The 18,258-nt window shown below is 62.4% G+C and carries 1 protein-coding gene; it reads left to right on the forward strand.

What is annotated here, in order from left to right; all coding sequences use genetic code 11:
- Positions 1 to 85 precede the first annotated feature (85 nt).
- On the forward strand, positions 86 to 18,091 hold the full coding sequence (locus tag ACW9E7_RS09005) for an Ig-like domain-containing protein (protein WP_458727611.1): 18,006 nt from the start codon (positions 86 to 88) through the stop codon (positions 18,089 to 18,091).
- Positions 18,092 to 18,258 lie beyond the last annotated feature (167 nt).

The following is an 18,258-nucleotide window of genomic DNA, read 5'->3' on the forward strand; positions in this document are numbered from 1 at the left end:
AATAATGGGTGTTTTTTCCCAGGGATAGCTACATCCATCTGGTGGACATATCCACAGGAATCCGTACACCTGCAAGGAGAAGAATATGAGTAACATAAAAGTTGTTGATGTCATCATTCGCAAAACGGCGGAGAAAACGAAATTAACCGGCGAAGGAAATCTGTCGGTCTCTATTTCATCCCCGAGCGTGATTGAAATCCAGGGTTCTGCTCAGGATGTGGTGCGCTATGTCCGCCAGGGTAAAGACCTCCTCATTTATATGAAAGATGGCAGCGTTATTCGCTGCAATAACTATTTTGTTGAAGATCCTGAAACGCATACTCAGTCAGAGCTGGTATTCAACGATCGTCAGGAACTGACGCATATTTCTTTTGCCGATGCCGGGGACGCGTCAGGCGCTGCGGTGACCGAGTTAACCGCGCAGGCCACACCGATTAGCAGCATTCAACCTTTCCTTGAACAGGAAAGCGTCTTAAGCGACGCGCCGTGGGGCTGGATTGCGGGAGCTGCATTAGGTGGCGGTGCCATCGGGGCGCTGCTGGCAAACGGCGGCGACGGCGAAACTAAGACAAAAGTTATTGATAATACGAAAGAGGTGGAAAGCGCCACGCCAACCTTCCTGCTGTCGGATAAAGCGGGTGACAAGCAGGGCGTGCTGAGCGCAAACGAGATCACGGACGACAGCAACCCAACCTTTAGCGGTACCGGTCAGCCAGGCGCGACCATCCAGGTTAAAGACAGCAGCGGCAGCACCATTGCGAGCACGATGGTCGGCAAAGACGGCACGTGGACGGTAATGTTACCGACCCAGACGGACGGGGAGCACACCTGGTCGGTCGTGCAGATCGACGGCAGTAAAACCACCTCTGCGGGCAGTATCACCGTGACGGTTTCAACCGCCGATGCCGCCATTACGCTTGCCACCACGGCGGGCGATAACGTGCTGAACGCCAGCGAACAATCCGCGGGCTTTACGGTTTCCGGAGCCAGCAAAAACCTGGCGCAGGGTACCTTACTTACCGTAACGCTGAACGGCAAAACCTACGCGGCTGAAGTCGGGGCAGACGGCGCGTGGAGCGTGAACGTGCCTGCAGCAGACGCGCAGGCGCTGGGCGACGGCACCTGGACGATTAACGTCAGCGGCAAAGACGCGGCGGGTAATACCGTGAGCGGCAGCCAGACGATCGGCGTGGATACCACCGCACCAACCCTCTCTGTCGATACCCTCGCGCAGGACAACATCATTAATGCGGCTGAGCACAATCAGCCGCTGACCCTGACCGGTAAAACGAATGCGGAAGCCGGTCAGATCGTCACGGTCACGCTGAACGGTAAAAACTATAACGCTACGGTGGGTAGCGCCGGCACCTGGTCCGTCACGCTTGCAGCGAACGACGTGCAGGCGCTCAACGAGGGCAATCACACTCTGACGGTTAACGTTAGCGACAAAGCGGGCAACGGTACGTCCGTGACGGGAGATTTCACGGTTGATACCACTGCGCCGGTCGTCACTATCGATACCGTGGCGGGCGACGATACCCTCAATATCAGCGAGCAGGGGCAGGCGCAGATTATTTCCGGGCAGGCGAGCGGCGCGTCGGCAGGCGATGTGGTCACCGTGACCGTTGGCGGACAGTCTTTCACCGGCGTGGTGCTGGCGGACGGCAGCTGGAGCGTAGGTGTTCCGGCGTCCGTGCTGGGCGCGTTGGGAGAAGGTAACCATACGATTTCAGTTTCCGTGACCGACGCGGCAGGCAACACCGGCAGCGCCACGCACGATATTACGCTGAGCGGAAACCCGCCAGAATTTACGATTGACGCCATCAGCCAGGACAACGTGCTGAATGCTCAGGAAGCAATGCAGCCGCTGAGCCTCACCGGCACCAGCAACCTGCCTGACGGCAGCGCCATCACCGTGACGCTGAACAACGTCAGCTATCAGGCCACCGTTGAAAACGGTATCTGGGCGGTCCAGGTGCCGGTTTCCGACGTGCTGAATCTGGCGAACACCCTTTACACCGTCAGCGTCAGCGGTACCGACAGCGTGGGTAACAGCGGCTCTGCCGGGGCGACGCTGCTGGTGGATACCGTACTTCCGCAGGTCATTATCAACACCTTTGCGGGCGACAACCTGGTCAATAACGCCGAAGCGGGCGTCGATCAAACCCTCAGCGGTCGCGTCACCGGCGCGGCGGCGGGCGATACCGTGTCTGTCACCGTGGGCGGCAAGAGCTACACCGCAACGGTTGGCAGCGACCTGACCTGGAGCGTGAAAATTCCGTCGGCGGATCTTCAGGCCTTCGGCGACGGGGATTTAACCTTTACCGCGTCGGTGACCAACGGGCACGGCAATACCGGCACCGGCGAGCGCGATATCAATATCAATGCTGAACTGCCGGGCCTGCGCGTAAACACCATTTCCGGCGATGACGTGATCAACGCCATTGAGCAACAGCAGGATCTGACCGTCACCGGCTCCAGCACCCATCTGGCAGCGGGCACGCAGATTATCGTCACCATCAACAACGTTGATTACGTTACCGCGGTTAACGCCAGCGGCAACTGGCAGATCGGCGTCCCGGCGGCGGACCTGCAGGCCTGGAGCGCGGGAGGCATCACGGTTAGCGTCAGCGCGGTAGATGCCTGGGGCAACACCGTTGCGGCTGAACACCCGATTGAACTGGATCTGAACGCCGTAGCGGTCACTATTGATACCGTCTCCGGCGACGACCTGCTGAATGCCGCAGAAAAAGGGGCCGATTTAACCCTTTCCGGCCAAACGCAGGGTGTAGAGGCGGGGCAGACCGTGGTGGTGAAATTCGCCGACCAGACCTTCACCGCGCAGGTGCAGCAGGACGGCTCCTGGAGCCTGACCGTGCCCGCCAGCGCCATGGAAACCCTGATTGACGGGCGCGCGCAGGTGAGCGTCAGCGTCACTAACGTCAACGGCAACAGTGCCGACGCGTCGCGCGTGGTCACGGTGGATACGCAGCCACCGGCGATTACGCTCGATAACCTGACCGCCGATAACATTATCAACGCGGCTGAAGCGCAGCAGGATTTACTGTTAAGCGGTAGCAGCAGTGCGGAACCCGGCCAGACGGTTACCGTGACGCTGAACGGCAAAACGTATCAGACCACGGTCCAGACGGACGGTACCTGGCAGCTGAGCGTCCCGGCGGCTGACGTCGATGCCCTCAACGATGGCATCGTTACCGTGACGGCCACCGTGAGCGACGTGGCGGGCAACACCAGCAGCGCCGACCGCGTGGGTCTGGTGGACGCGACCGTGCCGCAGGTGACCATCAACAGCTTTGTCACCGACACCAACACCGTTAACCAGCTCGCCCATTCACAGGCGCAGGTCCTGAGCGGCTCCGTCACCGGCGCGGCAGCGGGCGATTTGGTGACCATCACCATTAACAGCGTCGATTACACCACCGTGGTGGATGCGGCGGGCAACTGGAGCCTTGGCCTGCCGGCGTCCGTCGTGCAGGGGCTGGCTGACGGCACCTGGACAGTTGACGTCTCCGTGACCGACAGATCCGGCAATACCGGAAGCAGTTCGCTGGATGTGGTGGTGAATACCGTGACGCCCGTCATCGGTATCAACACGCTGGCGGCGGACGACGTGATTAACGCGACCGAGAAAGGCGAAGATCTGCAGATTTCCGGCACCAGCAACCAGCCGGAAGGCACGACTATTACGGTGACCCTGAACGGCATTCAGTACACGGCCACCGCTGACGCCAGCGGCAACTGGAGCGTGACCGTACCGGCGGCAAACGTGCTGGCGCTGGGCGAAGCGAATTACACCGTGACGGCGAACGTCACCGATAGCGTAGGCAACAGCGCCTCAGCCTCACACGATGTGCTGGTAGACAGCTCGCTGCCGGTGGTGACGATTAACACGCTGGCGGGCGACAATATCGTTAACGCGGCGGAAGTGGCGGCAGGGCAAACCCTGTCCGGTAAAGTCACGAACGCGGCGCCAGGTGACACTGTCACGATTATCCTTGGCGGCCAGACATACACGGCTACCGTGCAGGACGATATGACCTGGAGCCTGCCGTTAAGCGAGAGCCAGTTCACCGCGCTCGGCAACGGGGATCTCACCGTATCGGCAAGCGTCACCAACGCGCACGGCAATACCGGTTCCTCTTCGCTCGACTTCACCATCGACGCCCAGCTTCCGGGACTGCGTATTGATACGGTCGCAGGCGACGACGTGATCAACGTGATTGAACACGCTCAGAACCTGATTGTGTCCGGCACCAGCACCGATCTGGCGGCGGGCAGCGCCGTGACCGTGACCATCAACGGCAAAGCCTATTCCGCAACGGTGCTGGCGGACGGCACCTGGCAGGCAGCGGTACCTGCTGCGGACGTGTCCCAGTGGGCGGATGGCTCGCTGGATATCAAGGCAAGCGCGCAGGATGCTTCTGGCAACCCGGTAACCATCGGGACCGTCGTGGACGTCGATCTCGCGCCGGTCGCCATCACCATCAACAGCGTGACCGACGACAACGTGCTTAACGCGGCGGAAAAAGGCCAGGATCTGGTGCTGTCCGGCACCACTTCCGGTGTTGAAGCGGGCCAGACCGTGACCATCACCTTCGCAGGGAAAACCTACACCACGACGGTGGATGGCAACGGCGACTGGACCTGGACCGTTCCGGCTGCCGATCTGAGCGGCCTGAAAGACGGCGACGCCAGCGTTCAGGTCAGCGTCATCAACGTTAACGGCAACGCCGCGTCTTCGGCGCAGGAGTTCAGCGTCGACACCACCGCGCCGACGGTGACCATCAACACCATCAGCGGCGATAACATGCTGAATGCGGCAGAGGCGGCGCAGGATCTGACCCTGAGCGGGACCTCTACTGCCGAAGCGGGCCAGACGGTCACCGTGACCTTCAACGGCAATCAATACAGCGCGCAGGTGCAGGCGGACGGCAGCTGGACGCTGGACGTGCCTGCGGCGGATCTGGCGGGCATCACCGACGGCAGCGCCGCGGTAACGGCGACCGTGTCCGATAAAGCAGGTAACCCGGCCAGCGCGGGCTCATCGGTGCTGGTCGACACCACCGTACCGCAGATTAGCTTCAACATCGTTGCGGGCGATGACATCATCAATATTGCCGAGCACGGCCAGGCGCTGATCGTCTCCGGTAAGGTGACGGGCGCGCAGGCGGGTGACGCGATCACCGTGACCCTGAATGGTAAAGATTACACCGCCATGCTGGATGCGTCCGGCAACTGGAGCGTGGGCGTTCCGGCGGCGGACGTGGGCGCGCTGGTCAACGGTGAGCAGACGATTTCTGCGACCCTCACCGACAAAGCCGGTAACAGCACCACCGCGACGCACGAGTTTGACGTCTCCCTGACCGCGCCGGTCATTGCCATCAATACCCTGGCGGCTGACGACGTGATCAACGCGACCGAGAAAGGCCAGGATCTGCAGGTGTCCGGCACCAGCAACCAGCCGGAAGGAACCGCCATTACGGTGACGCTGAACGGCATCAGCTATACGGCCACCGCCGACGCGAGCGGGAACTGGAGCGTGACCGTTCCGGCGGCAAACGTCTCCGCGCTGGGCGAAGCGAGCTACGTGGTGACGGCGAGCGTAACCGACACCGCGGGCAACAGCGCGAGCACCGGTCACAGCGTGCTGGTCGACAGCGCGCTGCCGCAGGTCACCATCAACCCGGTCGCCACGGACGACGTTATTAACGCGGCGGAAGTGGCTGCCGGACAGACCCTGAGCGGGAAAGTGAGCGGCGCGGCGAGCGGTGACACCGTCACGATTTCAATTGGCGGCAATACGTACACCGCGATGGTTCAGGACGATCTGAGCTGGTCGGTCAACGTGCCGTCCACGATCTTAACCGCCATCGGGAACGGCGATCTGACCGTGTCAGCCAGCGTCACCAACGGCCACGGCAACACCGGAACCGGCGAGCGCGAAATCGTGATAGACGCTAACCTGCCTGGCCTGCGGGTCGACACCGTGGCGGGCGACGATGTCATCAACAGCATCGAGCACGCTCAAAACCTGATTATCACCGGCTCCAGCGAAGGCCTGGCAGCGGGCGCGGCGTTAACGGTGACCGTCAATGGTAAAACTTACGCCGCAACCGTGCTGGCGGACGGGACCTGGACGGCGGCCATTCCGGCGGCAGACGTCAGCGCGCTGAATGCGGGCACGGTCACCGTGACCGTGGACGGCCAGAGCGCGGCGGGCAATCCGGTTTCCATCAGCCATGACGTGAAGGTGGATCTGGCGGCAGTCGCCATCAGCATTGACCCGATTGCCTCTGACGACGTGATTAACGCGGCGGAGAAAGGCGCGGACCTGGTGCTGTCCGGCTCCACCACCAACGTGGAAGAAAACCAGACCGTCACCATCATCTTCGGCGGTAAGTCGTACACCGCGACGGTCGATGCCGACGGCAACTGGACGGCTACCGTGCCGTCCGCCGATTTGGGCAGCCTGAAGGACGGCGATGCCAGCGTGCAGGTGAGCGTCACCAACGTGAACGGCAACAGCGCGTCCGCGGGCCGCGAGTACAGCGTGGACGCTACCGCGCCGACGGTGTCTATTGAAATCATCAGCGACAACAACATCATCAATGCGGCCGAAGCGCAGCAGGATCTGGTGATTAACGGCGTCACCAACGCCGAAGCGGGTCAGACCGTCACCGTGACCCTGAACGGCGTGGACTACACCACCACCGTTGAGGCTAACGGCAGCTGGAGCGTGACCGTACCGTCCGCCGATCTGGGCGCGATTGCCGACGGGAACTACACCGTCAGCGCCGCCGTATCGGATAAAGCGGGCAACCCGGCCTCCGCGGATCGCGACGTGCTGGTTGATACCACCGTTCCACAGCTGACCATTCACACCGTTTCCGACGACGACGTGATCAACAGCGCCGAGCATGCGCAGGCCCTGATTGTCACCGGTTCCGTGACCGGCGCGGCGGCGGGCGATGTGGTCACCGTCACCCTCAATGGCAAATCGTACACCGCCACTCTCGACGCCTCCGGCAACTGGAGCGTTGGCGTGCCTGCGGCGGACGTAACCGCGCTGGCCGCCGGGGATTACACCATCACCGCGGCGCTGACCGATAAAGCCGGCAACAGCAACAGCGCCACGCACGGCGTAGAGGTGAACCTGACCGCGCCGGGGCTGACCATTGACACCGTTTCCGGTGACGATGTAATCAACAATACTGAGAAAACCCAGGATCTGACCCTCTCCGGTACGGCTTCCGGCCTGGCGGCAGGCGCGGTGGTGACCGTGATGCTCAACGGCAAAGCGTACAGTGCGCAGGTGGACGATAACGGAAAATGGACCACCACCGTTCCGGCGAGCGAAGTCGGTCAGCTGGGCGAGGCGCTTTACACCGTCACCGCCTCGGCGACGGACGGCGTCGGTAACAGCACCAGCGCGTCGCACACCGTGAACGTGGAGTCCGTTCTGCCGGGTGTGATCGTTAACACCATTGCGGGCGACGACGTCATTAACGCGGCAGAGCTGGCAGCCGGCCAGACCATCAGCGGTAAGGTGGTGAATGCCGAAGCGGGCAACACCGTGACCGTGACCATTGGCGGTAACATCTACACCGCAACGGTGCAGAGCGATCTCACCTGGTCCGTCGATGTGCCTGAATCTGTTCTGACGGCGCTGGGCAACGGCGATTTGACGGTGTCAGCCAGCGTGACCAACGGCGTCGGCAACAGCGGATCCGCTGAGCGCGATATCACGATCGACGCTAACCTGCCGGGCCTGCGCGTGGATACCGTGGCGGGTGACAACGTGATCAACAGCATCGAACACGGGCAGAACCTGATTATCACCGGTTCCAGCGACGGGCTGATGGCAGGCGCGGCGCTGACCGTGACCGTAAACGGCAAAACCTATCCGGCGACCGTGCTGGCGGACGGCACCTGGAGCGCGGCGATCCCGGCCGCGGACGTGGGTGCGCTGAATGCAGGCACGGTCACCGTGACCGTTGCGGGCCAGAGCAGCGCCGGTAACCCGGTTTCCATCAGCCACGATGTAACGGTGGATCTGGCGAGCGTTGCCATCAGCATTGACGCCATCGCCACCGATGACGTGATTAACGCGGCCGAGAAGGGCGCGGATCTGGTGCTCTCAGGCACTACCTCAAACGTCGAAGAAAACCAGACCGTCACCATCATCTTCGGCGGCAAAAGCTACACCGCGACCGTAGGCGCCGACGGCAAGTGGACGACCACGGTGCCAGCGGCCGATCTGGCGGGTCTGAAAGACGGCGACGCCAGCGTGCAGGTGAGCGTCACCAACGTCAACGGCAACAGCGCCTCGGCGGGCCGCGAGTACAGCGTGGATGCGACCGCGCCGTCCGTGACCATCAATACCCTGGCGACGGACGACATTCTCAATGCCACCGAAGCGAAGAGCGATCTGACGGTTTCCGGCACCAGCACCGCCGAAGCGGGCCAGACGGTCACCGTATCGCTGAACGGCAAAGACTACACCACAACCGTCAGCGCGGACGGCAGCTGGACGCTGAACGTTCCGGCGGCCGATCTGGCAGGATTAACCGACGGCAGCGTCACCGTTACCGCATCAGTCAGCGACAAGGCGGGTAACCCGGCGTCCGTGGATCACAACCTGGCGGTAGATATCACCGTCCCGGCGGTGACCATCAATACCGTGGCGGGCGATGACGTGATTAACATCGCAGAACACGGCCAGGCGCAAATCATCAGCGGCACCGCCACCGGCGCGGCTGCGGGCGATAAGGTCACCGTCACCATCGGCGGCCAGACGTACACCACCGTGCTGGACGCGGCGGGGAACTGGAGCGTGGGCGTCCCGGCGAACGTGATTTCCGGCCTCAGCGACGGCACCGTGACCGTCACCGCGTCGGTCACCGACGCGGCGGGCAACACCGGCACCGGCACGCATAGCGTGACCGTCGATACCGGTCTGCCTTCGGTCAGCTTCAACGCCATCAGCGGCGATAACGTGCTGAACGCGGTGGAGAAAGGTCAGGACCTGAGCGTCAGCGGCACCAGCGCCAACCTCGCGGAAGGCACCGTGGTGACCGTGACCCTGAACGGCAAAAACTACGCGGCCACGACGGCGGCAGACGGCACCTGGAGCCTGACGGTTCCGGCGGCGGATCTGGCGGGTCTGGGCCAGGCCAACTACACCCTGAACGCAAGCGCCACCAACGGCGTGGGCAACAGCGTGAGCAACACCGCGAACCTGCTGGTGGACACCGCGCTGCCAACGGTCACCATCAACACCGTGGCGGGCGATAACGTCATTAACGCGGCGGAAGTGGCGGCAGGCCAGACCCTGAGCGGCACCGTGGCGAATGCCGAAGCGGGCAATACCGTCACCGTGACCATTGGCGGCAACACCTACACCGCGACGGTGCAGAGCGATCTGACCTGGTCCGTCAACGTGCCGTCTGACGTGCTGACCGCGCTGGGTAACGGCAGCCTGAGCGTAACGGCGACCGTCACCAACGGCCACGGCAACACCGGTACCGACGAGCGCGAAATCGCTATCGACGCTAACCTGCCGGGCCTGCGCGTTGATACCGTGGCGGGCGACAACGTGGTCAACAGCATCGAACATACTCAAAACCTGATCGTCAGCGGATCCAGCGACGGGCTGGCGCCGGGCACGGCGCTGACCGTCACCGTCAACGGTAAAGACTATGCGGCCACGGTGCTGGCGGACGGCACCTGGAGTGCGGCTGTTCCGTCTACCGACGTGAGCGCGTGGCCGGAAGGCACCGTCAAAATCAGCGTGACCGGCGACAGCTCAGCGGGTAACCCGATTACCATCAGCCATGATGTGACGGTAGATCTGGCGACCGTTGCCATCAGCATCAATGCGATTGCGACCGACGACGTGATTAACGCGGCGGAGAAGGGCGCGGATCTGGTGCTGTCCGGTGCGACCACCAACGTGGAAGCCGGGCAGACCGTGACCATCAGCCTGAACGGCAAAATCTACACCACCACGGTGGACGACAGCGGCAGCTGGACCTGGACCGTACCGTCTGCGGATCTGGCTGGCCTGAAGGACGGCGATGCCAGCGTGCAGGTGAGCGTCACCAACGTCAACGGCAACAGCGCCTCGGCGGGACGTGAGTACAGCGTGGATGCCACCGCGCCGACCGTCACGATTAATACCCTGGCGACGGACGATATTCTGAATGCCGCCGAAGCGAAGAGCGATCTGACCGTGTCCGGTACCAGCTCTGCAGAAGCTGGCCAGACGGTGACCGTGTCGCTGAACGGCAAAGACTACACCACAACCGTCAGCGCGGACGGCAGCTGGACGCTCAACGTCCCGGCGGCCGATGTTGCGGCCCTGACGGACGGCAGCGTGACCGTTACCGCATCGGTAAGCGACAAGGCGGGCAACCCGGCGTTGGTTGATCACACTCTGACGGTGGACGTCACCGTTCCTGCGGTGACCATCAATACCGTGGCGGGCGACGATGTCATTAACCTCGCAGAACACAGCCAGGCGCACATCATCAGCGGCACCGCCACCGGCGCGGCTGCGGGCGATAAGGTCACCGTCACCATCGGCGGCCAGACGTACACCACCGTGCTGGACGCGGCGGGGAACTGGAGCGTGGGCGTCCCGGCGAGCGTGATTTCCGGCCTCAGCGACGGCACCGTGACCGTCACCGCGTCGGTTACCGACGCGGCGGGCAACACCGGTACCGGCAGCCATAACGTGACCGTCGATACCGGTCTGCCTTCGGTCAGCTTCAATGCCATCAGCGGCGATAACGTGCTGAACGCGGTAGAAAAAGGTCAGGACCTGAGCGTCAGCGGCACCAGCGCCAACCTGGCGGAAGGCACCGTGGTGACCGTGACCCTGAACGGTAAAAACTACGCGGCCACGACGGCGGCAGACGGCACCTGGAGCCTGACCGTTCCGGCAGCGGATCTGGCGGGTCTGGGCGAAGCGAATTACACCCTGAGCGCGAGCGCCACCAACGGCGTGGGCAACAGCGTGAGCAACACCGCGAACCTGCTGGTGGATACCGCGCTGCCGACCGTCACCATCAACACCGTGGCGGGCGATAACGTCATCAACGCGGCGGAAGTGGCCACGGGCCAGACCCTCAGCGGCAAGGTAACGAACGCGGAGGCGGGCAATACCGTCACCGTGACCATTGGTGGCAACACCTACACCGCGACGGTGCAGAGCGATCTGACCTGGTCCGTGAACGTTCCGGAGTCCGTCCTGACGGCGCTGGGCAACGGTGACCTGACCGTGTCAGCCACCGTCACCAACGGCCATGGCAACACCGGGACCGGCGAGCGCGAAATCGTTATCGACGCCAGCCTGCCGGGCCTGCGCGTTGATACCGTGGCGGGCGACGATGTGATCAATAGCATCGAACATACTCAAAACCTGATCGTCTCCGGCACCAGCGACGGGCTGGCGGCAGGCACAACGCTCACCGTGACCGTCAATGGCAAAACCTATGCGGCCTCCGTGCTGGCAGACGGTTCCTGGAGCGCGGCGATCCCGGCGGCAGACGTCGCGGCCTTCGCAGCAGGTACGGTCACCGTGACCGTTGCAGGCCAGAGCGCGGTGGGTAACCCGGTGACCATCAGCCATGACGTGACCGTCGACCTGGCGTCGGTGGCTATCAGCATCGATGCGATTGCCACCGACGACGTGATTAACGCGGCGGAAAAAGGCGCGGATCTGGTGCTCTCCGGCAGCACCTCGAACGTGGAGGAAAACCAGACCGTTACTGTTACCTTTGGCGGCAAGACGTACACCGCGAAGGTGGACGCCGACGGTAACTGGACGGCCACCGTGCCGTCTGCGGATCTCGCGGGCCTGAAGGACGGCGATGCCAGCGTACAGGTGAGCGTCACCAACGCGCACGGCAACAGCGCGTCGGCGGGGCGTGAGTACAGCGTAGACGCCACCGCACCAACCGTGACCATTGATACGGTTGCAGGCGATAACGTGATTAACGGCAGCGAAGCGGCTGCGGGCGTTGCCATCTCCGGCACCACTACGGCGGAAGTCGGTCAGACGGTCACCGTGACGCTGGGCGGTAAGAGCTATACCGCGCAGGTGCAGCAGGGCGGCATCTGGAGCGTTAACGTTCCGGGCAGCGATCTCTCCACGCTGGCGGATAACGGCTACACCGTGCAGGTTAGCGTGAGCGACGCCGCGGGTAACCCGGGCAGCGCGGGCAAGACAATTACGCTTGATACCACGCCGCCGACCGTCAGCTTTAACGTTGTCGCGGGCGATGACGTGATTAACAGCGTGGAGCACGGCCAGGCGCAGATCGTCAGCGGGTCGGCAACCGGCGCGAACGTTGGGGATAAAGTGGTTATCACCCTCGGTTCGCACCAGTACACCACCACCGTTGACGCCAGCGGCAACTGGAGCGTGGGCGTTCCGGCCAGCGTGATTTCCGCCCTGACCGACGGCACCGTGACCCTCAGCGCGACCATTACCGACAGCGCGGGTAACAGCAGCTCCCAGACCCATGACGTGGTGGTCAACACCGCCTCCGTGGCGCTGACGGTGAACACCCTTAGCGGTGACGACGTGATCAACGCGGCTGAAGCCGGTTCGTCACTGGTGATTAACGGCTCCAGCGCGCAGTTCGCCAGCGGGACTCAGGTCACCGTGACCCTGAACGGCAAGAGCTATACGGCCACCATTCAGAGCGACGGCACCTGGACGACTACCGTACCGGTTGCAGACGTCAGCGCCCTGGCCGATGGCGCCAGCTATCAGGTGTCCGTATCGGCACAGGACAGCGCGGGCAACAGCGCCTCCGCAACGCATACTATCAGCGTGGATACCACTGCGCCGGTGGTGAGCATTGGGACGCTGTCGGTTGACGACATGCTGAACGCCGCGGAAGCGCAGCAGCCGCTGACCGTGCACGGTTCTTCCAGCGCGGAGGCGGGTCAGACCGTTACCGTGACGCTGGGCGGCAAAACCTATACTGCGCTTGTCGGCAGCGACGGCACCTGGACGCTCGACGTGCCGGCGGCAGATCTGGCCGTCCTGAGCCAGGGCGCGCTGACGGTGACCGCCTCGGTCAACGATAAAGCCGGTAATAACGGCCAGACCACGCACACCTTAACGGTAGACACCGTTGCGCCAACCGTGACCATCAGCACCGTGGCCGATGACGATATCGTCAACAACGCGGAGCAGCTGGCGGGCCAGACGATCCGTGGTACGACCACGGCGGAACAGGGCCAGACGGTGACCGTCTCCTTCAACGGGCACAGCTATCAGGCGACCGTCGGGGCGGACGGATCGTGGTCGGTCTTCGTGCCGGGCCGTGATTTCCTCGGCCTGAGCGACGGGGAGTACACCATCACCGCTTCGGTGAACGATAAGGCGGGCAACCCGGGCAGCGCAACGCACGGCGTGACGCTGAACGGCGATGTCCCAACCATAACCATTAACACCTTTGCGCAGGACGACATCGTCAACGCCGCCGAGCACGGCACGCCGCTGGTCATCAGCGGTACCACCGACGCGCCTGCAGGCCAGAAGGTGACCATCACGCTGAACGGTAAAACCTATGCGGCTACCGTCCAGAATGACGGTACCTGGAGCTACACGGTGGGCAGCGCTGACGTGACCGCGCTGGCAGACGGCGGCTCGTACGTCATCAATGCGCAGGTGAGCAACACCATCGGCAACAGCGCCAGCGATAACCATACCGTCACGGTGGATCTCACCGCGCCGTCGATGGGGATAAGTATTGATTCGCTGCAAAACGATACCGGCCTGAGCGCAACGGATTTCATCACCAACGACAGCCAGGTCGTCGTCAACGGCTCGCTGACCGCGCAGCTCGGCAATAACGAGAAGGCGCAGATCAGCCTCGACGGCGGCGTCACCTGGATTGACCTGACCGTGACCGGCACCACCTGGCGCTACGCCGATGGCCGCACCCTGACGGACGGTACGTATCAGTACCAGGTCCGCGTGATTGATAACGCGGGCAACGTGGGGGCAACGGACAGCCAGGACGTGGTGATTGATCTGACGAAGCCTGCGGCAACCACCATTACCGTGGATTCCATTACGCAGGATACCGGTCTGTCCGGCAGCGACTTTATCACCAGCGACAACCAGATCAGCCTGAAAGGGACGCTCGGCGCGGCGCTGGGCAGCGGCGACCACGCGCAGATCAGCCTTGACGGCGGCGTCACCTGGACCGACGTCAGCGTCAGCGGCCTGAGCTGGACGTACGTCGATGGCCGCACGCTGGCCGACGGGGATTACAACTACCAGCTGCGCGTGATTGACGATGCGGGCAACATCAGCGCCACCGCCTCTCAGGTGGTGACCATTGATACCGTTGCGCCGGACGCCAGCAAAACGATCGCCATCGACAGCATCAGCGACGATACCGGCCTGAGCAGCAGCGACTTTATCACTCGCGACACGTCCCTGACGCTGCACGGCTCGCTCGGCGCGACGCTGGCCGACGGCGAATACGCGCAGATCAGCATCGACGGCGGCGTCACCTGGCAGAACGTGATTGTCACCGGCAACAGCTGGTACTACGTGGACGGCCGCACGCTGGGTAACCAGACCTATGACTACTACGTTCGCGTGGTGGATGCGGCCGGCAACGTCGGGGCCAGCGCCCATCAGCAGGTGACCGTCGATACGGTCGCCCCGGATGCGGCGATTACGGTGACCGTGGATAACATCACCGTGGATACCGGCTTCGACAATAACGACTTCCTGACCAGTTCGACCTCGTACACGCTGCACGGAACGCTCGGCGCAGAACTCGGCGCGGGTGAATTCGTGCAGGTGAGCATGGACGGCGGCAGCACCTGGGTATACGCCACCGTAAGCGGCACGCAGTGGAGCTACAGCGACACGCGTACCCTGACCGACGGCAGCCACAACTATCAGGTACGGGTCGTCGATCTGGCGGGGAACGTTGGGGCAACCACCTCGCAGGCGGTGACGGTGGATACCCAGGCGCCGCAGTACGGCGTCACCATCGACAGCATCAGCGAAGATACCGGCCAGTCCGGCAGTGATTTCATCACCATGGACACCACGCTGACCATTAACGGTTCGCTGGGCAGCGCGCTGGCAAGCGACGAGCGCGTACAGATCAGCCTGGACGGCGGGAATACGTGGCTCGATACCACGGTCACCAACCAGCGCTGGAGCTACACCGATACCCGCGATCTGCCTGACGGCGACTACACCTACCAGGTGCGGATTATCGACCTGGCGGGCAACGTGGGTTCGACCGCGTCTCAGGTCGTCACGGTAGACACCACGCCGCCGACCACGGTCGGCACGGTCGTCAGCTATACCGACGGCGAAGGCGAGCGTCAGGGCACCTTTGGCAGCGCGGTGGCAACGGACGATAACTCGCCGCTGATCAACGGGACGCTGAACCGTGCCCCGGATGACGGCGAGATCGTGCAGCTCTACCGTGATGGGGTACTGCTCGGCCAGGTGACCATGAACGGCAGCGCGAGCTGGTCCTTCCAGGACAACGGCCTGAGCGACGGGAATCACACCTACATCGTGCGCGTCACCGACAGGGCCGGAAACTACACGGAATCCGACGGCTTTGTGCTGAACGTCGACACCAGCATTCCGACCACCACTGCGGCGATTACCGCGCAGACCACGTCGGACACTACGCCGATCGTCACCGGTACCGTCTCCGCTGACCTGGTGAACGGCGAATATCTGGTGGTGACGGTGAACGGCAAAACCTACACCTCCCAGACCGGCGGTGCGGTGGTGGTCGACCCGGATCACAACACCTGGTATCTGCAGATCCCGGACGGCGATGCGCTGAGCGTGGCGAGCTACAGCGTGACCGCGCAGGTGAAGAGCAGCGCGGGTAACGGCAATACCACGGGTACGGCGACCGGCAGCCTGGTGATTGATACCACCTCGGTGAATACCGACTGGGCAACCGCGGCGGGGAACAGCAACAACTCCACCATGACTCTCGGCATGAACAGCAGCGGTCTGTGGAACATCATTGCTAACGGCCAGTCATACTCCAGCAGCGATAGCTCGACCTATGCCGGCAATACGCTGACCAACACCCGTAACTACTACGTGGTGAGCCAGACCGCCGCCGACTTTGACCGTAACGGCACGCAGGACATTTTCGCGACGGAAAATACCTACGCCGGGTCAACGCAGGTGATGTGGACCTACGATGGCAGCACCTATAACGCCAGCCAGCTGGCAATGGGTACTACCATCTGGTACGGCGGCGTGATTGCGTACGATAAAACCGGCGATGGCTATCTGGATCTGGCCTACGGTGACTCCGGCGCGGACTCCATTACGTACCTGATCAACAAGAACGGCGTACTGTCGCCGGATGGGACCAATGGCGGAGCAGGTTTCTGGGGGCAATTCACCACCATGCGTGAAATCTCCGGCGTCGATCTGAACAACGACGGCACGGTAGATATTGTCCAGCACACCAACCGCAGCGGCGCGTACTCGTTAACCGTGATCAACAACAACGGTAACGGCACGCTCTCCATCGGTCAGAACCTGACGAACGTGTTTGTGGCAAACGCCTCGAATACCACCACGGCGGCATCCATGACGTGGGCGGATTTCAACGGCGATGGCTACATGGATCTGTACCTGGGCAGCAGCTACAACAACAACGGCGGGGTGATCTACTACAACGACGGTACCGGGAAGCTCTCGGCCACCAAGAGCGCGGTAGAAGCCTCTAACGCAGCGGCGGGCTATTTGTCTGTGGCGGTGGACTGGAACGGCGACGGACAGATGGACATCGTCAAGCTCAGCACCTACAGCGGATCGCAAACGGCGACCCTGTTCACCAACAACGGTTACGGCTCAACCTGGACCTCAAGCCAGCTGGCTTCAGGCCTGGCGAACGTCACCGGCGTGGCGGCTGTCGACTACAACTGGGACGGCGCGCAGGACCTGCTGGTTTCTCAGCAGAACGGCAAGGTGGTGCTGGTGCAAAACAGCAAAACCATTGCTGACGGCACCGCGATGCATCTGCACATTGTCGACAGCGAGGGCATCAACGCCTACTACGGCAACACGGTCAATCTGTACAACGCCGCGGGCGTGCTGGTGGCCTCGCAGATCATCAACGCCCAGTCCGGTATCGGTTCGAACGATACCTCTGCGCTGGTGAGCTTCTACGGGCTTGATCCGAATGAAACCTATTCGGCTGAGATCCTGAAGATCACCAACGGCGTGTCGGATAACGTCACCTGGAGCGGTCTGGAAGCGGGCAACGGCAAAGAGGGCTACGTTCTGACGGCCGAAGCGGCCACCGGTGGCCACAGCGGGACTATCACCGGGACCGGGTATAACGACACCTTTATCGCGGAAAACGGCACCTATACCTACAACGGTTCCGGCGGCTGGAATACCCATTCCGACTATGACACCTGGAGCAACACCGGTGGGATGGACGTGGTGGATTACCGCAATGCGACCTCCGGCGTAACCGTTGACCTGCGCCTCTCAACCGCGCAGGACACCGGGTTCGGCACCACGCGTCTGCTGAACATTGAAGGGATTAACGGTTCGGATTTCGACGACGTCATCACCGGCAACAGCGGTGATAACCGGTTCGAAGGCCGCGGCGGAAATGACACCTTCAACATCGGCAGCGGCGGTCACGATACGTTGCTCTACAAGCTGATCAACGCGTCGGATGCGACGGGCGGTAACGGTCACGACGTGGTGAACGGCTTTACGGTCGGGACCTGGGAAGGGACAGCGGACACGGATCGTATTGACCTGCGCGATCTGCTCTCCGGAAGCGGCTATACCGGCACGGGCTCGGCGAGCTATGTGAATGGCGTGGCCACGCTGGACAGCAGCGCGGGCAATATCAGCGATTACATCCGCGTGGTGCAGAACGGCAGCAATACCGAGATCCAGGTTGACCTGGACGGTACGGGCGGCCAGTTCTCGCCGACCACTCTGGTGACCCTGAACGGCGTGCAGACGGATCTGGCGACGCTGCTGGCGAACCATCAGCTGTTAATTGCGTAAAACAACGCCGCGGGGAGCGATCCCCGCGGCCTTTTGGCATTTCTTTACACGAATAGTCATAACCCTATATTTCACAAGATTATTTTGCGGGCTCGTTTAGAAAGCGTTCGTTTTTTAATCATCCCGTAAAGGTATCATTTCAGGGCGGAATTACCGCTCTGGACAGG

The organism is Enterobacter sp. H2G27, assembly GCF_054403075.1.

Coding starts and splice junctions, on each gene's coding strand:
- ACW9E7_RS09005 (WP_458727611.1), top strand. CDS start 86: ATGAGTAACATAAAAGTTGTTGATGTCATCATTCGCAAAACGGCGGAG.